Annotated in this window: 16 protein-coding genes; 12 read left to right on the top strand and 4 right to left on the bottom strand. The window is 68.1% G+C overall.

Annotated features, from left to right (window positions below; all coding sequences use genetic code 11):
• Nucleotides 1–20 precede the first annotated feature (20 nt).
• The 7 genes from FPJ27_RS34840 (at nucleotide 21) to FPJ27_RS34810 (ending at nucleotide 8,480) form a co-directional block, all read left to right on the top strand.
• Entirely contained in the window at nucleotides 21–1,328 is a 1,308-nt protein-coding gene (locus FPJ27_RS34840) for an MFS transporter (RefSeq protein ID WP_072437559.1), read from the top strand.
• Between the two features lie 321 nt (nucleotides 1,329–1,649).
• On the top strand, nucleotides 1,650–3,278 hold the full coding sequence (locus tag FPJ27_RS34835; protein WP_072437558.1) for an ABC transporter substrate-binding protein: 1,629 nt from the start codon (nucleotides 1,650–1,652) through the stop codon (nucleotides 3,276–3,278).
• A gap of 118 nt (nucleotides 3,279–3,396) precedes the next feature.
• Entirely contained in the window at nucleotides 3,397–4,407 is a 1,011-nt protein-coding gene (locus FPJ27_RS34830; protein WP_072437557.1) for an ABC transporter permease subunit, read from the top strand.
• A 4-nt stretch (nucleotides 4,408–4,411) separates the two neighbouring features.
• Entirely contained in the window at nucleotides 4,412–5,329 is a 918-nt protein-coding gene (locus FPJ27_RS34825; RefSeq protein WP_072437556.1) for an ABC transporter permease subunit, read from the top strand.
• 1 nt (nucleotide 5,330) lies between these two features.
• Nucleotides 5,331–6,329, top strand: a complete 999-nt coding sequence (locus tag FPJ27_RS34820) for an ABC transporter ATP-binding protein (RefSeq protein WP_072437555.1) — start codon at nucleotides 5,331–5,333, stop codon at nucleotides 6,327–6,329.
• Nucleotides 6,326–7,342 (top strand): peptide ABC transporter ATP-binding protein, encoded by a 1,017-nt coding sequence (locus tag FPJ27_RS34815; RefSeq protein WP_034179285.1) that lies wholly within the window; start codon nucleotides 6,326–6,328, stop codon nucleotides 7,340–7,342. Before FPJ27_RS34820 ends, FPJ27_RS34815 begins: the two co-directional genes overlap by 4 nt.
• Nucleotides 7,335–8,480, top strand: coding sequence for a TraB/GumN family protein (locus FPJ27_RS34810; RefSeq protein WP_034179284.1), 1,146 nt, complete (start codon nucleotides 7,335–7,337; stop codon nucleotides 8,478–8,480). Before FPJ27_RS34815 ends, FPJ27_RS34810 begins: the two co-directional genes overlap by 8 nt.
• A 557-nt stretch (nucleotides 8,481–9,037) precedes the next feature.
• On the opposite strand, the gene pxpA is transcribed toward FPJ27_RS34810, so the two are convergent.
• From pxpA to pxpB, 3 genes are read right to left on the bottom strand one after another with little or no spacing between them, the layout of a single operon-like run.
• Nucleotides 9,038–9,802 carry a 5-oxoprolinase subunit PxpA gene (gene pxpA / locus FPJ27_RS34805; protein ID WP_204424974.1) on the bottom strand — a complete coding sequence of 255 codons (765 nt, stop codon included), beginning with the start codon at nucleotides 9,800–9,802 and terminating at the stop codon, nucleotides 9,038–9,040.
• A gap of 55 nt (nucleotides 9,803–9,857) precedes the next feature.
• Entirely contained in the window at nucleotides 9,858–10,931 is a 1,074-nt protein-coding gene (locus tag FPJ27_RS34800) for a biotin-dependent carboxyltransferase family protein (protein ID WP_204424972.1), read from the bottom strand.
• Nucleotides 10,928–11,584, bottom strand: coding sequence for a 5-oxoprolinase subunit PxpB (gene pxpB / locus FPJ27_RS34795; protein WP_204424970.1), 657 nt, complete (start codon nucleotides 11,582–11,584; stop codon nucleotides 10,928–10,930). Before pxpB ends, FPJ27_RS34800 begins: the two co-directional genes overlap by 4 nt.
• Before the next feature lie 148 nt (nucleotides 11,585–11,732).
• Between pxpB and FPJ27_RS34790 the strand changes: the two genes are divergently transcribed.
• A complete protein-coding gene (locus FPJ27_RS34790; protein WP_072437552.1) occupies nucleotides 11,733–12,245 on the top strand; it encodes a winged helix DNA-binding protein in 513 nt (170 codons plus the stop codon).
• A gap of 59 nt (nucleotides 12,246–12,304) precedes the next feature.
• Here the strand turns inward: FPJ27_RS34790 and FPJ27_RS34785 are convergent, their stop codons facing one another.
• Nucleotides 12,305–12,913, bottom strand: coding sequence for a 5-formyltetrahydrofolate cyclo-ligase (locus FPJ27_RS34785; RefSeq protein WP_204424960.1), 609 nt, complete (start codon nucleotides 12,911–12,913; stop codon nucleotides 12,305–12,307).
• An 8-nt stretch (nucleotides 12,914–12,921) separates the two neighbouring features.
• On the opposite strand from FPJ27_RS34785, the gene FPJ27_RS34780 reads away from it, so the two are divergent.
• The 4 genes from FPJ27_RS34780 to FPJ27_RS34765 all read left to right on the top strand — a co-directional run bounded on the left by FPJ27_RS34780 (nucleotide 12,922) and on the right by FPJ27_RS34765 (nucleotide 18,130).
• A complete protein-coding gene (locus FPJ27_RS34780) occupies nucleotides 12,922–14,874 on the top strand; it encodes a lytic transglycosylase domain-containing protein (RefSeq protein ID WP_072437550.1) in 1,953 nt (650 codons plus the stop codon).
• 346 nt (nucleotides 14,875–15,220) lie between these two features.
• On the top strand, nucleotides 15,221–16,180 hold the full coding sequence (locus FPJ27_RS34775) for a complex I NDUFA9 subunit family protein (RefSeq protein ID WP_204424958.1): 960 nt from the start codon (nucleotides 15,221–15,223) through the stop codon (nucleotides 16,178–16,180).
• A 64-nt stretch (nucleotides 16,181–16,244) separates the two neighbouring features.
• Nucleotides 16,245–16,892, top strand: coding sequence for a glutathione S-transferase family protein (locus FPJ27_RS34770; RefSeq protein ID WP_204424956.1), 648 nt, complete (start codon nucleotides 16,245–16,247; stop codon nucleotides 16,890–16,892).
• Nucleotides 16,889–18,130, top strand: a complete 1,242-nt coding sequence (locus FPJ27_RS34765) for a multifunctional CCA addition/repair protein (RefSeq protein WP_204424954.1) — start codon at nucleotides 16,889–16,891, stop codon at nucleotides 18,128–18,130. Before FPJ27_RS34770 ends, FPJ27_RS34765 begins: the two co-directional genes overlap by 4 nt.
• Nucleotides 18,131–18,146 lie beyond the last annotated feature (16 nt).

Below are 18,146 nucleotides of genomic sequence, written 5' to 3'. Positions count from 1 at the left end.
TTCACGAGGACGAGGCACGCATGGCGACGATTGCGAATTCAACGAAAACGATCCGGCCCGAGCGTGCGCTGAACCGGCGCGCGGTCGTGGCCGCCGTGATCGGCAACGCGCTCGAGTGGTACGACTTCACGGTATTCGGCTTCATGACGGTCGTGATCGCCGAGCTGTTCTTCCCGACCTCCAGCGAATACTCGTCGCTGCTGCTGACCACCGCGACGTTCGGCGTCGCGTTCTTCATGCGCCCGATCGGCGGCATCGTATTCGGGCTGTACGCGGACCGTGCCGGCCGCAAGGCCGCGCTGTCGCTCGTGATCCTGCTGATGACGTTCGGCATCTTCCTGCTCGCGATCGCGCCGCCCTATGCGGCGATCGGCATCGGCGGCCCGCTCCTGATCGTGCTCGGCCGCCTGCTGCAGGGCTTCTCCGCGGGCGGCGAATTCGGCAGCGCGACGGCGCTGCTGATCGAGGCCGCGCCGTTCTCGAAACGCGGTTTCTACGGCAGCTGGCAGATGGCGAGCCAGGCGGCCGCGCTGCTGATCGGCGCGCTCGTCGGCGCGGCCGTCACGCGCGGGCTGTCGCACGACGCGCTGCACAGCTGGGGCTGGCGCGTGCCGTTCGTCCTCGGGCTCGTGATCGGCCCGATCGGCTTCTATATCCGCCGCCATCTCGCCGATTCCGAAGCATTCCTGCATGCGCAGCAGAGCGCGCGCCGCGCGACGCTCGGCGAAGTGTTCACGCGCCATCCGCGCGAGGTGCTGTGCGGGCTCGGCTCGGTGATCGCGCTGACGGTGACGATCTACGTGCTGATCAGCTATCTGCCGACCTTCGCGGTGAAGCAACTGAAGCTGCCGTACTCGGAATCGTTCTACGCGGTGATCGTCGGCAACCTGCTGCTGATGGTGCTGTCGCCGGTCGCGGGCGCGTGGTCGGACCGCATCGGCCGCAAGGGGCTGTCGCTGTGGTCGCTCGCGCTGACGCTCGTGCTGATGTATCCGCTGTTCGCGTGGCTCGACGCGGCGCCGAGCATCGGGCGGCTGATCGCGGTGCAGGCCGTGCTGTCGGTGACGCTCGCAGGCTATTACGGGCCGTTCGGCGCAATGATCGCCGAGTTGTTCCCGGCCAACGTGCGCTCGACCGGGCTGTCGATCGCATACAACGTCGCGGTGATGCTGTTCGGCGGCTTCGGGCAGTTCATCGTCACGTGGCTGATCAAGGTGACCGGTACGCCGCTGGCGCCGACCTACTATGTGATGGCCGGGCTCGCGCTGTCGATCGTCGCGGTCGCGTTCGTGCCCGCGCGCAGCGCCGACCTCGACGCGCCGGCATGACGGCATGACAGGAAGAAGACTGTCATCGAATCATTTCGCAAAACGCAATGATGTGCGGCCGGACACGGGAAACCGCGCGCCGAACCTTCGCATTCGCGCCCGAATTGTTTAGTTGTCGAACGAAACATGCGCGGGATGAACGGAACTGTCGCTCGCGCGCGTTTTCGCATTTTTTATCCGTGCAAGACATCGGCAAAAACCCGTGCGGGCGCGTCTAGAAGAGTTTTTTCTCCAGCTTGTTGCAAAATCGCTAGCTCAAGTAATATCCGCGTACGCCGGACCCTGGCGGGACCGGTTCCGATCTGGAGACCTGGAGGAAACATGGAATACAACCGTCTGTTGCACACCCTGCGTGTTACCGCCATTGCAGGCGTGGCAGCGGCATCGCTCGGCATCGCGGGCTCTGCATTCGCACAGATCCCGAACAAAACGCTCGTCTACTGCTCAGAAGGCAGCCCGGCGGGTTTCGATTCCGCGCAATTTACGACCGGCGTCGATTTCACCGCCGCCACGTTCACCGTCTACAACCGTCTCGTCGAATTCGAGCGCGGCGGCACCAAGGTCGAGCCGGGCCTCGCCGAGAAGTGGGACGTGTCGTCCGACGGCAAGGTGTACACGTTCCACCTGCGCCATGGCGTGAAGTTCCACACGACCGACTTCTTCAAGCCGACGCGCGAATTCAACGCGGACGACGTGCTGTTCACGTTCGAGCGCATGCTCGACCCGAACCAGCCGTTCCGCAAGGCGTATCCGGTGTCGTTCCCGTACTTCACCGACATGGGCCTCGACAAGCTGATCACGAAGGTCGAGAAGGTCGATCCGTACACCGTGAAGTTCACGCTGTCCGAGCCGAACGCGCCGTTCATCCAGAACATGGCGATGGAATTCGCGTCGATCCTGTCGGCCGAATACGGCGACCAGCTGATGAAGGCCGGCAAGGCCGCCGACATCAACCAGAAGCCGGTCGGCACGGGCCCGTTCGTCTTCCGCAGCTACACGAAGGACGCGACGATCCGATTCGACGGCAATCCTGATTACTGGAAGAAGGGCGAAGTGAAGCTGTCGAAGCTGATCTTCTCGATCACGCCGGATCCGGGCGTGCGCGTGCAGAAGATCAAGCGCAACGAATGCCAGGTGATGAGCTATCCGCGCCCGGCCGACATCGCGACGCTGAAGGCCGATTCGAACGTCGACATGCCGTCGCAGGCGGGCTTCAACCTCGGCTATCTCGCGTACAACGTCGAGCACAAGCCGGTCGACAAGCTCGAAGTGCGTCAGGCGCTCGACATGGCGATCAACAAGAAGGCGATCCTCGAATCCGTCTACCAGGGTGCGGGCCAGGCGGCCGGCGCGCCGATGCCGCCGACCCAATGGTCGTACGACAAGAACCTGAAGATGGCCGCGTACGACACCGCGAAGGCGAAGGCGCTGCTCGCGAAGGCCGGTTATGCGAACGGTTTCGAGATCACGCTGTGGGCGATGCCCGTGCAGCGCGCGTACAACCCGAACGCCCGCCTGATGGCCGAGATGATCCAGGCCGACTGGGCGAAGATCGGCGTGAAGGCGAAGATCGTCACGTACGAGTGGGGCGAGTACATCAAGCGCGCGCACGGCGGCGAGCAGGACACGATGCTGATCGGCTGGACGGGCGACAACGGCGATCCGGACAACTGGCTCGGCACGCTGCTCGGCTGCGAGGCGATCAAGGGCAACAACTTCTCGCACTGGTGCTACAAGCCGTTCGACGAGCTGGTCCAGAAGGGCCGCACGACGACGGGCCAGGACGCGCGCACGAAGCTCTACACGCAGGCTCAGCAGATCTTCGCGCAACAGCTGCCGTTCTCGCCGATCGCGAACTCGACGGTCTACCAGCCGGTGCGCAAGAACGTGGTCGACATGCGCATCGAGCCGCTCGGCTATGCGCGCTTCGACGGCGTCGGCGTGAAGTAATACGACCGGCGTAAGCTGTCGTCCTTGAGAAGACCGGCTTGAAATCATCCGGCGGCGGGAGGCCAAAAGCCCCCCGTCGCCGGTCGCACATTTCCCACAAGAAAATACGAGAAGCATCATGCTCCGATTCGTGTTGCGCCGCGTGGGCATGGTGATCCCGACCTTCATCGGCATCACCATCCTCGCGTTCGCGCTGATTCACCTGATACCGGGCGACCCCATCGAAGTGATGATGGGCGAGCGCGGCGTCGATCCCGCCATGCACGCGGAGGCGATGAAACGCCTCGGGCTCGACCAGCCGCTGCCCTTGCAGTACGTCCACTACATCGGCCGTGCGCTGCACGGCGATCTCGGCACGTCGATCATCACCAACACCAGTGTCGCGGGCGAGTTCTTCGCGCGCTTCCCGGCGACCGTCGAGCTGTCGCTGTGTGCGCTCGTGTTCGCGCTCGCCATCGGCCTGCCGGCCGGCGTGATCGCCGCGCTGCGGCGCGGTTCGGTCATCGACCACGGCGTGATGGGCACCGCGCTCACCGGCTACTCGATGCCGATCTTCTGGTGGGGGCTGATCCTCATCATGGTGTTTTCGTCGTACCTCGGCTGGACGCCCGTGTCGGGGCGCATCGCCGTCGAATACGACTTTCCGCACCCGACGGGCTTCATGCTGATCGACGCGCTGCTCGCGCCGGACGAAGGCTCGTTCAAGTCGGCGGTCAGCCACCTGATCCTGCCCGCGATCGTGCTCGGCACGATCCCGCTCGCGGTGATCGCGCGGATGACGCGCTCGTCGATGCTCGAAGTGCTGCGCGAGGACTACATCCGCACCGCACGCGCGAAGGGGCTGTCGCCCGTGCGCGTGGTCGTCGTGCATGCGCTGCGCAACGCGCTGATCCCGGTCGTCACCGTGATCGGCCTGCAGATCGGCACGCTGCTCGCGGGCGCCGTGCTGACCGAGACGCTCTTTTCGTGGCCCGGTGTCGGCAAGTGGCTGATCGATGCGATCGGCCGCCGCGACTATCCGGTCGTCCAGGGCGGCATCCTGCTGATCGCGACGCTCGTGATCGTCGTGAACCTGGTCGTCGACCTGCTGTACGGCGTGCTGAATCCGCGCATCCGCCACACGAGGTAATTCCATGAGCAATCTGCAAAACACCCTGCCGAGCGAATCCGCGCCGGCCGGCGGCCGTGCGCTCGCGCTGCGCGAGTTCTGGGCCAACTTCTCGCGCAACCGCGGCGCCGTCGGCGCCGGCATCGTCGTGCTCGCGCTGATCCTGGTCGCGCTGCTCGCGCCGCTGATCGCGCCGCACAGCCCGGTCGAGCAATACCGCGACTACGTGAAGATCCCGCCCGCGTGGCTCGACGGCGGCAACTGGAAATTCATCCTCGGCACCGACGAAGCGGGCCGCGACATTCTTTCGCGGCTGATGTTCGGCGCGCGGATGTCGTTCTGGATCGGCTTCGTGTCGGTCGTGCTCGCGCTGATCCCCGGCATCGTGCTCGGGCTCGTCGCCGCGTTCTTCCAGAAGTGGGCCGACACGCCCGTGATGCGCATCATGGACGTGCTGCTCGCGCTGCCGTCGCTGCTGCTCGCGGTCGCGGTCGTCGCGATCATCGGCCCGGGCCTCACCAACACGATGTTCGCGATCGCGATCGTCGCGCTGCCGGCCTATGTGCGCCTCACGCGCGCGTCGGCGCTCGGCGAACTGCAGAAGGAATACGTGACGGCGTCGCGCGTGGCCGGTGCAGGCACGCTGCGCCTGATGTTCTCGCAGGTGCTGCCGAACTGCACGGCGCCGCTGATCGTGCAGGCGACGCTGGGCTTCTCGTCGGCGATCCTCGACGCGGCCGCGCTCGGCTTCCTCGGCCTCGGCGTGCAGCCGCCGACCGCCGAGTGGGGCGCGATGCTCGCGTCCGCGCGCGACTACATCGACAACGCATGGTGGATCGTGACGATGCCCGGCCTGTCGATCCTGATTTCGGTGCTCGCGATCAACCTGCTCGGCGACGGGCTGCGCGACGCGCTCGATCCCAAACTGAAACGGATGGCATGAGATGAGCCAGAACCTACTGACCATCCGCAATCTCGCGGTGAACTTCAACGGGCTGCCCGCCGTCGACCGGATCAACATGTCGATCGCGCCGGGCGAGGTGGTGGGCGTCGTCGGCGAATCGGGCTCGGGCAAGAGCGTGACGATGATGGCGCTGATGGGCCTGATCGACGCGCCGGGCAAGGTGACGGCCGACGAGGTCACGTTCAACGGCGTCGACCTGCTGAAGGCGTCGCCGAAGGCGCGCCGCAAGATCGTCGGCAAGGACATCGCGATGGTGTTCCAGGACGCGCTGACGAGCCTGAACCCGAGCTATACGGTCGGCTATCAGATCAAGGAGGTGCTGAAGCTGCACGAGGGGCTGCGCGGCGACGCGCTGCACCGGCGCGCGCTCGAACTGCTGGACCAGGTCGGCATTCCCGATGCGAAGAACCGCATCGCGTCGTTCCCGCACCAGATGTCGGGCGGGATGAACCAGCGCGTGATGATCGCGATGGCCGTCGCGTGCAACCCGAAGCTGCTGATCGCCGACGAGCCGACCACCGCGCTCGACGTGACGATCCAGGCGCAGATCATGGATCTGCTGGTGAAGCTGCAGAAGGAGCGCGGGATGGCGCTCGTGCTGATCTCGCACGACCTGGCCGTGGTGTCGGAGGTCGCGCAGCGCGTCGCGGTGATGTACGCGGGCGAGATCATCGAGACCAACAGCGTGCCCGAGATCTTCCGCACGCCGCATCATCCGTACACCGAAGCGCTGCTCGCGGCGATTCCCGAGCACAATAAGGGGGCGCGTCGCCTTGCCGCATTGCCCGGCATGGTGCCGGGCCGCGATGATCGCCCGTCCGGGTGCCTGTTCGCGCCGCGCTGCAAGTATGTCGTCGACGATTGCCGCAAGGCGCGGCCGGCGCTCGACACGCTGGTGTCCGGCAACGATGCGATGCGCGCACGCTGCATCAAGCCGCTCCATGTTTCCAACCTCGACCTGACGGGAGGCGCACGATGAACGCAGTCCACGAAACGCGCGCCACGCCGCACGACGACGACGTCGTGCTGGTCGCCGACCAGCTCGCGAAACACTACACGGTCAAGCGCGGCATGTTCGGCCAGGGCACGGTGAAGGCGCTCAACGGCGTGTCGTTTTCGCTGAAGCGCGGCAAGACGCTCGCCGTCGTCGGCGAATCCGGTTGCGGGAAGTCGACGCTCGCGCGGCAGCTGACGATGATCGAGACGCCGACGTCGGGTCACCTGTCGATCGACGGCAAGGACGTCGCGGGCGCGGACCGCCACCGGGTCGCCGACCTGCGCCGCCGCGTGCAGATGGTGTTCCAGAACCCGTTCGCGTCGCTCAACCCGCGCAAGACCGTCGAGCAGACGCTCTCCGAGCCGCTCGAGATCAACGCGAACCTGACGGCCGCCGAGCGCGCGCAGCGCATCGCGCAGATCATGCGCACGGTCGGCCTGCGGCCCGAGCACGCGAAGCGTTATCCGCACATGTTCTCGGGCGGCCAGCGGCAGCGTGTCGCGATCGCGCGCGCGATGATCCTCGATCCGCGGATCGTCGTCGCCGACGAGCCGGTGTCCGCGCTCGACGTGTCGATCCAGGCGCAGATCCTGAACCTGTTCATGGATCTGCAGGAGCAGTTCAAGACGAGCTACGTGTTCATCTCGCACAACCTGTCGGTGGTCGAGCATGTCGCGGACGACGTGATGGTGATGTACTTCGGCAGCGTGGCCGAGCTCGGCGACAAGGAGACGATCTACGCGCGGCCGCGCCATCCGTACACGCGCGCGCTGATGTCGGCGACGCCGGCGATCTTCGAGGAAGACCGCCGCGTGCAGATCAAGCTGCAGGGCGAACTGCCGTCGCCGCTCAATCCGCCGTCGGGCTGCGCGTTCCACCAGCGCTGCCCGTATGCGGTCGAGCGCTGCCGCGTCGAGGAGCCGCAGCTGCGCGAGGTCGACGGACGGCGCGTGGCCTGCCATCGCGCCGAGGAGGTAGGGGAGGCGAATGCCTGAAGCGTTGGCGGCGCGCGTGTCCGGCGCGCGCCGTTCGGGGGCAAGCAGCGCGCGCGTGATGCGCGCGTACCGCTACGCGCGGCGCTGGAGCGTGCGCACCGTGACGGGCGCGGCGCTGGCCGGCGCGTGCGTGGCAGCCAGCCTTGCGGTTCCCGTCGAGGCCGCGCGCGCCGAAGGGCGCGCGCCGGCCACTTCACCGATCCATCCGTCGCAAGTCCCGCCGCCCGGCATGAGCCTGCCGGGCTTTCACGCGCCTGCCGTGTCGAACGGCACGGTCGCGAGCGGGGCGGTGCGCGTGCAGCCCGCGCGCATGCCGTTCTACGTCGCGACCAGGGGCAAGGTCACGCTCTACGTGCTCGGCACGCTGCACACGGGCGACCCGTCCGACTACCCGAGCGCGCAGCCGTTCCGGCCGCGCATCCTCGCGGCGCTCGCCGCGTCGCCGACGCTCGCGCTCGAACTGTCGCCCGACGATCTGCTCGAATCGCAGGACGACGTGTCGAAGTACGGCGTGTGCCGCTACCCGTGCCTGCAGCGCCTGCTGCCCGAGCCGCTGTGGCAGCGGCTCGCGGCGCGCCTGCGCGGCAACCCGGCCGCGCTCGCCGAGATCCGCAAGATGCGGCCGTGGCTCGCGGCGCTCGTCGTCGAGACCTACGATTCGCTGTCGGCCGGCCTGCAGACCGAATACGGCACCGAGGCGCAACTGCAGAACGTGTTCCTGAAGAAGAAGGGCGGCCGCGTGATCGGGCTCGAGACGCTCGCCGAACAGATGCGCGCGTTCACCGGGCTGACGCTGGCCGAGCAGCGGGAGATGCTCGCGCAGGACATGGTGCAGACACCCGCGCAGAACGCGGACGACATCAAGGCGCTGCACCGGCTGTGGCGAATTGGCGACGCCGACGCGATCTCGGCGTGGGCCGTCGCGAAGAGCGAGCGGCTCGCGCGTTCGAAGGCGTTGTCGGCGTCGATCGACAACAAGATCCTGTACGAGCGCAACCGGCGCTTCGTTGCGCGGATGACGGCAATCGCCGCGCCGAACCGGCCGCTGTTCGTCGCGATCGGCGCGCTGCATCTGGGCGGCTCGCGCGGCGTGCTCGAATTGTTGCGCCAGCAAGGATACCGGGTCGACGCGAACTGATCGCGCCCGGCGGCCCGCACCGATCTTCCCCTGTTTGATTGCCAACGAGCGCACGTCGCGATGCGCCGGCACGGCTGCGGCAATCGATAAGGAAAACCCTTGAATCGTCGGAAAATAGCGTTTGAAACGATTGACATCCTGTTCTGCCAATATCTATTCTTCATCCCACAAGTTGAAAAAATGAAAAGAATAGATAAGTTCTACGGGGTAGCAGAAATAAAGCGCGGGGTTAGCGTTGCCGGCACGTGAAGCGCGTGCCGGCCGCGGAGTGTCTGCATGCACGGCGGGGCCAATCATCGTCGGACAACACATGCATGCGGGCCGACTTGCAGATAAGCAACGTTCCGTCGTCTGACCGGGGAATGCAGTGATCGGGCGGCGGCGGACGTTTTTTAATCCGGACTATTTTTCCGGTCACCGTCGAAAGACGGTTTCGGGGGGCGAATCGACAGACGGCGAAGCCGCAGCGATTGCGCCAACGTAAAAGCGCCACGAGGGCGCTTTTTTCTTTTGTGCGACGGATGCGTGCCACGCACGTGTCACGCGACGGATACGCGTCACGCGCCTTCGTCGGCCTGCAGCGCACCGGGCGCCACGACATCGACACCCGCCGCCTCGAGCGCCGCGCGGATCCGCTTCGCGAACGCCAGCGCATGCGGCCCGTCGCCGTGCAGGCAGACGGTCTGCGCGTTCAGCGACACCCATTCGCCGCTTAATGCACGCACGTGCTGGTTGCGCACCATGTCGAGCGTGCGCGCGAGCACCGCTTCTTCGTCGTCGATCAGCGCGCCGGGCTGGTTGCGCGGCACGAGCGAGCCGTCCGCGCGGTAGCCGCGATCGGCGAACACTTCCTCCACCGCGGCGAGCCCCGCGTGCCGCGCGGCCGCGACGAACACGCTGTTCGCGAGCCCGAACACCGCGAGCGACGGATCGAAATCGTGGATCGCGGACACCACCGCATCGGCGATCATCGGGTCGCGCGCGGCCTGGTTGTACAGCGCGCCGTGCGGCTTCACGTGCGCGATGCGCCCGCCTTCGGCCTGCGCGATCGCCGACAGCGCGCCGAGCTGATACAGCACGCCGGCGTAGATGTCGCCGGCCGGCAGCTGCATTTCCTTGCGGCCGAAATTCTCCGGATCGTGAAAGCTCGGGTGCGCGCCGATCGACACGCCTTTCTGCACGGACCAGCGCACGCAGTCGCGCATCGCATTGGCGCCGCCCGCGTGCCAGCCGCATGCGATGTTCGCCGACGTGACGAGGTCGAGCAGCGCCTCGTCCGATCCGCATCCTTCGCCGAGATCGGCATTCAGATCGATTTCCATGATGTTCCTCGTCCACTGATTGCGTGGCGCGTCTTCCGTGCCGCTTCCGCCATTGTCACGCCGCGCGCGATTGGGCGCGGCGGCGCGCTTCCTCGCGCATGTCGATCGCGATGTCGATCTGCCGCAGATACGCGCGTTCCGCGGCGAGGGCGGCACGCGCCGCGTCGGGTGTCGTGCGCACGAAGCGGATCGGCAGGTTGAGCCGCGCCTGTGCGAGCTTCCACAGGTCGGCGCGGATCACCGTGCCGATCTTCGGGTAGCCGCCGGTGGTCTGTGCGTCGTGCATCAGCACGATGGGCTGGCCGTTCGGCGGCACCTGGATCGTGCCGGGCAGCACCGCGTGCGACAGCAGCTCGACCGGCCGCTCGCGCACGAGCTCGGCGCCGGCGAGGCGATAGCCCATCCGGTTGCTGTTCGCGGTGACGAGCCATTCGTCGTCCCAGAACGCCTGCTGCGAATCGGCCGCGAACGACGCGTAGTCGGGGCCCGGCAGCACGCGCACCGGCATCGCCCACGGCGCATGCGCATGCGCGGGGCGGTGGCGGCGCGGCGGCTCGTCGACGCGCGCGAACGCGCACCACGCGGGCGCCTTCACGCCGAATTCGGGCGCGTCGGCCGCGAGGCAGCCCGCGCCGGCCGGCGGCACGCCGACCGGGAGCCGATCGCCGTCGCGCAGCGTGCGGCCGCCGAGGCCGCCGAAGCGCGACGCGAGATCGGTGCTGCGCGAGCCGAGCATCGGCAGCACGTCGATGCCGCCCGCGATGCACAGGTAGCCGCGCATCCCGCGTTTCGCGGCCGGCAGCACGAGCATCTGCCCGGCTGCGACCGGCAGGCTCCACCACGAATGCACGCGCCGGCCGTCGAGCGTCGCGCCGAACTCGGTGCCGGTGATCGCGATGCGGGTGGCGCGCGTGAAGCGGAATGCAGTCGGGCCGATCGTGATCTCGACGGCCGCCGCGTCGGGGCGGTTGCCGACGAGCCGGTTGCCGACCTCGATCGCGAGGCCGTCGAGCGCGCCGCCCTGCGCGACACCGAGATGGCGCGCGCCGCGGCGCCCGAGATCCTGCACGGTCGACAGCGGGCCGGCCCGCACCACCTCGATGGTGCCCGGTGCGTTGCTCTGGGTCATCGTGCGTCGACTCCTGCGATGGTGAAGCGTACGCGGTCGCCGGGCAGCAGCAGCGTCGGCTGCGGCCGCGCCGGATCGAACAGCACGTGCGACGTGCGGCCGATCAACTGCCAGCCGCCGGGCGACGTGGCCGGGTAGATGCCCGTCTGTGCGCCGCCGATGCCGACCGAGCCGGCCGGCACCTCGAGGCGCGGCGCCGCGCGGCGCGGCGTTTGCAGCGATGCGTCGAGGCCGCCGAGATACGCGAAACCCGGCTGGAAGCCGATGAAGAACACGACGTATTCGCCGGCCGCGTGGCGCGCGACGACCTCGTCGGCCGACAGGCCCGTGTGCGCGGCGACGGCCGCCAGATCGGGGCCGGCGGCACCGCCGTACTCGACCGGGATCTCGACGTCGCGGCCGTCCGCGTGCTCGACGTCGGCCGTCTCCCACGCGTCGCGCAGCGCCGGCGTGAGCGACTCGGCCGTCGCGGCGAGCGGGTCGAACACGATGGTCAGGTTGTTCATGCCCGGCACGACGTCGATCACGTCGGGCCACGCGCGCGCGGCCTCGGCAACGGCCCAGACGCGGCGCTGGCAATCGAGCGTGGCGGGCGGCGGCACCTCGCAGACGAGGGCGGCATCGCCGAGCGGATAAAAGCGGGGTTGCGTCATCGGACTGGCACGGTTCGGACGGCAATGTTAGCGCACATTGTCAACAAGATATCGATAACTTACCAATAAGCGTTTTCGCCTAGCCCGTATACCGGGGCTTCTGACGTACACTCGGCACACCCTGACATCCTGCTTGCGCCGCCTTTCCATGAAGCGTTCTCCGACCAAGATCGTGTCATCCGAACACCTCGTTTCCGATTCGAGCGCGGAGCTGTCGGAGCTCGAATACGGGCTCATCATGGCCGGCAACGCGTTCAACCGCTGGATGGTGCGCTGCATGTCGGCGGCCGGCGCGAAGGACATGACGGCGGTCGAGGTGTCGCTGCTGCATCACGTGAGCCATCGCGAACGCAAGAAGAAGCTCGCCGACATCTGCTTCGTGCTCAATATCGAGGATACGCACGTCGCGACCTATGCGCTGAAAAAACTGATCGCCCGCGGTTACGTGAAGAGCGAGAAGAACGGCAAGGAGGTGTTCTTCTTCGCGACCGACGCGGGCCGCGACCTGTGCCTGAAGTATCGCGAGGTGCGCGAGCACTGCCTGATCGAGACGCTGAAGGACAGCGGGCTCACCAACGCGCAGATCGGCGACGCGGCGCAGTTGCTGCGCCACGCATCGGGCCTGTACGACACGGCCGCGCGCGCGGCGGCGTCGCTGTAAACGATTGCGGAAAGTGTTGCGCGCGACGTTGCGCTGACGGGCGTGCGGCGACGGCCGTGTCATCCGGCGGCCGGGTAGAGCGCGCCGTCGGTCACGATCCAGCGCAGCGCGAGATCGTGCGCTTCGGCCGGCAGCGCGTCGACGCGGCACGCTTCATACGCGATGCCGACCGTCACCGGCAGCGTGTCGCCCGGCCACGCGGCGAGCGTGCGATCGTAGTAGCCGCCGCCGTAGCCGAGCCGATAGCGCTGCGGATCGAATCCCACGCAGGGAATCAGCAACAGGTCGGGCACGACGACGATTCCCGCCGCCGGTTCCGGAATCCGGTGATGGCCTTCGCGCATCGGCGTGCGCGCGTCCCACGCATGGAACGCGAGCGGCGTGTGCCGCTCGCCGATCACGGGCAGCGCGGCGCGCCGGCCGGCGCCTGCCGCGCACCACGCGAGCACCGCGTCGCGCGCATCGAATTCGCCCGGCAGCGGCCAGTAGAACCCGACCGTGCGCGGCGCGAGCCGGTCGAGCAGCGTGCGCAGCCGCGCGTCGAGCGCGGCGTTCGCGGCGGGCTGCGATGCGGCGTCGCGACGCGCGCCGGACAGCGTTTTGCGCAGTGCAACCTTCGGGTTCGGCACAGGGTTGCGTGCTATGCTTTCGCTCAATTCGTGCTCCATTCAAAACGATGTCGAACAGCCTTTTCCGAGTATATCGCGCGGTCGCGCTGACGCTTTCGGCGGCCGCGCTCGTCGCGGGCACGGCCGCATGCGCCGCACCGGGCGACGACACGGTCGCCGGGGATGACCAGATCTTCGTGCAGCTTCGCGAAGCCGCACGCCGCAACGATGCCGCGAAAGCCGCGCAGCTTGCGTCGATGATCCCGAACTATCCGGCCCCGTCCTACGTCGAGTATTTTCAGATCAAGCCGCAGCTGTTCGATTCGACGGGCCGCGCGCGCGTCGACGCGCCGGACGCGCCCGTGCAGTCGTTCCTGCAGCGCTACGACGGCCAGGCGATCGCCGACCGCCTGCGCAACGACTACCTGCTCGTGCTCGGCGCGCGCCACGACTGGCGCAGCTTCGACGATCAATACAAGCGCTTCGTGCTCGACGATGACACGCAGGTCAGGTGCTACGCGCTCGAATCGCGCGCGGCGCGCGGCGAGAACGTCGCCGATGCGGCGCGCGCGCTGCTCGTCGAGCCGAAGAATTACGGCGACGCGTGCGTCGACCTGATCACCGCGCTCACGGTCAACCAGCAGTTCACGAGCGACGACGTGTGGCAGCAGGCGCGCCTCGCGTACGAGCAGAACTACACGACGCTCGGCGGCAAGATCGTCGACGCGCTCGGCCCGCGCCCGGTCGCCTTCGACCAAGCGACGAGCGCGCCGCCGCTGTACCTCGCGCGCGGCGTCGGCCCCGACGCGACGTCGCACCAGCTCGCGCTGATCGCGCTCGGCCGCATGGCGCGCAACGATCCGGACGCGGCCGCCGGGATGCTGACGTCGGTCGCCGGCTCGCTCACGAAACAGGAACAGGCGATCGCATGGGGCGCGATCGGTTACCAGGGCGCGATCAAGCGCTCGCCGCTCGCGTCGGTCTGGTACGCGAAATCCGCGAACGCGCCGCTGTCGAACCCGGGCTACGAATGGCGCACGCGCGCCGCGCTGCTCGCCGGCAACTGGCCGATGGTGCGCTGGTCGATCGAGCAGATGCCGCCGTCGCTGCGCAGCGATCCGGCGTGGATCTACTGGCATGCGCGCGCGCTCAAGCAGAGCGGCGACACGCTGCAGGCGAACCAGGAATTCGAGCAGGTCGCGGGCCAGTTCAACTTCTACGGGCAGCTCGCCGGCGAAGAGCTCGGCCAGCGCACGACGGTCCCGCCGCGCACGAAGGTGAGCGACGCCGAGATCGACGCGATGGGCAAGATTCCGGGCTTCGCGCTCGCGCAGCGCTTCTACGCGCTGAACCTGCGCCTCGAAGGCAACCGCGAATGGAACTGGCCGCTGCGCGGGATGACCGATCGCCAGCTGCTCGCGGCCGCCGAGTACGGCAAGCGCGTCGAGCTGCTCGACCGCACGGTCAACACGGCCGACCGCACGAAGGCCGAGCACGACTTCACGCTGCGCTACCCGTCGCCGTATCGCAACATCGTCGAGCGCTATGCGCAGTCGACGGGCCTCGACATCGAATGGGCGTACGGGCTGATCCGCCAGGAGTCGCGCTTCATCACGAGCGCGCGCTCGTCGGTGGGCGCGGGCGGCCTGATGCAGCTGATGCCGGCCACCGCCCAGCTCGTCGCGAAGAAGCTCGGCATGGGCACGATCACGCGCGCGCAGATGCACGACATCGATACCAACATCCAGCTCGGCACCTGGTATCTGGCGGACATCTACAACAACTTCGACAGCTCGCCGGTGCTGGCCACCGCCGGCTACAACGCGGGCCCGGGCCGGCCGCGCCAGTGGCGCCAGGTGTTGACGCAGCCGGTCGAAGGCGCGATCTTCGCAGAGACGATTCCGTTCAACGAGACGCGCGACTACGTGAAGAACGTGCTGTCGAACACCGTCTACTACGCGGCGCTCTTCGAGGGCAAGCCGCAGTCGTTGAAGAAACGTCTAGGCATGATCTCGCCCTGATCCGCAATCTTCACACTGCCGCGCGAGACGCGGCAGTGTTCTTAAGGGCCTGTTCACGCTAGTAACGGACTTGCGAACGTGCGTTGCCGGCCGCGGTGCAAGAAGCAAGGAGCGCCGTTTGGCCGAGCCGGACAAGCGACGCGCGACGCCGCAATGCGGCCGGCAAGGCTCGTTCCCCTGACCGGGAAAAAGTCATGAATGGGGCTGGCCGCCAGAAGGGCCGATCGCTGCGTCATGCTCCTTGCGAATACGTCGAGTATTCGCTTCGTCGCAGTCCTTGCGCTCGACCCTTCTGGCGGCCAGCGCAAGTCCGTTATTAGCATGAACAGGCCCAGGAGTGTCGAACATGGATCGTCAGACCGTTGCGCTGCTGGGCGGCACCGGCTTCATCGGCAGCCGGCTCGTCAATGCGCTGATCGACGCCGGCAAGCAGGTACGGATCGGCACGCGGCGGCGCGACCACGCGCGCCATCTGCAGATGCTGCCGGTCGAGATCGTCGAGCTCGAAGCGCTCGACACGCGCACGCTCGCGCGCTTCGTCGCCGGCGCGTACGCGGCGATCAATCTGGTCGGCGTGCTGCACGGCGGCCGCGGCACGCCGTACGGGCCCGGTTTCGAGCGCGCGCACGTCGCGCTGCCGGCCGCGCTCGCGAGCGCGTGCACCGAGGTCGGCGTGCGGCGCCTGCTGCACATGAGCGCGCTCGGCGCCGATTCGCACGGCGCGAGCATGTACCAGCGCTCGAAGGGCGACGGCGAAGCGGCGCTGCATGCGATCGCGGCGACCGATTCGCTCGAGCTGACGATCTTCCGCCCGTCGGTCGTGTTCGGCCCCGGCGACTCATTCCTCAATACGTTCGCGAACCTGCAGCGCACGGTGCCCGTGCTGCCGCTCGCGATGCCCGACGCGCGCTTCCAGCCGGTGTTCGTCGGCGATGTCGTGCGCGCGTTCGTCAACACGCTCGATCTCGCGGCCGCGCACGGCAAGACCTACGAACTCGGCGGCCCGACCGTCTATACGCTCCAGCAACTGGTGCGCTATTGCGGCACGCTGGTCGGCCGGCAGGCACGCATCGTGCGGCTGCCCGACGCGCTTGCGCGGCTGCAGGCAAGCGTGTTCGAATGCCTGCCCGGCGAACCGGTACTCACGCGCGACAATCTCGCGTCGATGTCGGTGCCGAACGTGCTGTCGGGGCCGCTCGCGCCGGAACTCGGGATCACGCCCGCGAGTCTCGAAAGCATTGCGCCCGCGTATCTCGGCAACGCCGCGGCGCGGTCGCGGTTCGACTGGTTCCGTTCGCGCCGCTAGGCGCGGCCGGGGCGCCGTCGTTCAGCATCGTCCTTTCCACCTTCGCGTTTTCCGGAACACCGTCATGAAACTCGTCATTGGAGACAAGAACTACTCGTCGTGGTCGATGCGTCCGTGGCTGCTGCTCGTGCATTTCGGCATCCCGTTCGACGAGATCGCGGTCGAGCTGCGTCGCGACGACACGGCCGCGCGCATCCTCGAGTATTCGCCGTCCGGCAAGGTGCCGTGCCTGGTCGACGACAACGGCGTCGCGATCTGGGATTCGCTCGCGATCGCCGAGACGCTTGCCGAGCGCTATCCGCAGTTTCCGATGTGGCCGGCCGATCCGCTCGAACGCGCGCATGCGCGCTGCATCGCGGCCGAGATGCATGCGGGCTTCGCGGCGCTGCGCACGCAGATGGGCATGAACGTGCGCGCGTCGATGCCGGGGCGCGGCGCGACGCCCGACGCGCTCGCCGACGTCGCGCGCATCGACGCGCTGTGGAGCGCGTGCCTCGAGGCGTCGGGCGGGCCGTTCCTGTTCGGCGAGTTCGGGATCGCCGATGCGATGTACGCGCCCGTCGTGATGCGCTTCAACACGTACGAGCCGGGCCTGTCGCCGGACGCGGCCGGCTACGCGGCGCGCGTGACGGCGCTGCCGGCGGTGCAGCGGTGGATCGACGCCGCGCGCAGCGAGACCAACGTGATCGCCGAATACGAGCCGCAGCCATGAACATCTACGCAGTAGGCGGGGCGATTCGCGACGAATTGCTCGGCGTGCCCGTGCAGGACCGCGACTACGTGGTGGTGGGCGCGACGCCCGAGCAGATGGCCGCGCAGGGCTTCCGGCCGGTCGGCAAGGATTTTCCGGTGTTCCTGCATCCGCACACGCAGGAGGAATACGCGCTGGCGCGCACCGAGCGCAAGACGGCGGCCGGCTATCACGGCTTCCAGTTCCATTACGCGCCGGACGTGACGCTCGACGAGGATCTCGCGCGGCGCGACCTGACGATCAACGCGATGGCGCGCGAGGTGAGCCCGGAGGGCGCGCTGGTCGGGCCCGTGATCGACCCGTTCGACGGGCAGGCCGACCTGCGCGCGCGCGTGTTCCGGCACGTGAGCGACGCGTTCGTCGAGGATCCGGTGCGGATCCTGCGCGTTGCGCGCTTCGCCGCGCGGTTCGCGGATTTCACGGTCGCCGACGAAACGCTCGCGCTGATGCGGCGGATGGTCGACGCGGGCGAGGCCGACGCGCTGGTGCCCGAGCGCGTGTGGCAGGAAATCGCGCGCGGGCTGACGGAGGCGAAGCCGTCGCGGATGTTCGCGGTGCTGCGCGACTGCGGCGCGCTCGCGCGCGTCCTGCCCGAGGTCGATGCGCTGTGGGGCGTGCCGCAGCGCGCCGACTACCATCCGGAAGTCGATACGGGCGTGCACGTGATGATGGTCGTCGACTACGCGGCGAAGCAGGGCTATTCGCTGCCGGTGCGCTTCGCGGCGCTCACGCACGATCTCGGCAAGGCGACGACGCCCGCGGACGTGCTGCCGCGCCACGTCGGCCACGAGGGCCGCAGCGTCGACCTGCTCAAGCCGTTGTGCGAGCGGCTGCGCGTGCCGAACGATTGCCGCGATCTGGCGCTCGTGGTCGCACGCGAGCACGGCAACCTGCATCGCGTGATGGAGATGGGCGCGGCCGCGCTGGTGCGGCTGTTCGAGCGCAGCGACGCGCTGCGCAAGCCGGCGCGTTTCGCCGAGATGCTGCAGGCGTGCGAATCGGATGCGCGCGGGCGGCTCGGGCTCGACGCGCAGCCGTATCCGCAGGCCGAGCGGCTGCGCGTGGCGCTCGCGGCCGCGCGCGGCGTCGATGCCGGCGCGATCGCGCGCGGCATCGGCAGCGAAGCGGAGAAGATCAAGGAGGCCGTGCATCGCGCGCGGATCCAGGCCGTCGCGCAGGCGCTCGCGATCGGCGAATAGGGCGGCAGGTATGACG

Origin of the sequence: Burkholderia sp. MS455 (assembly GCF_016899445.1) — a bacterium.
GTDB classification, from domain to species: domain Bacteria; phylum Pseudomonadota; class Gammaproteobacteria; order Burkholderiales; family Burkholderiaceae; genus Burkholderia; species Burkholderia pyrrocinia_C.
The sequence above is the reverse complement of the archived record's forward strand: the minus strand, read 5'-3'. Positions and strand labels throughout refer to the sequence as shown.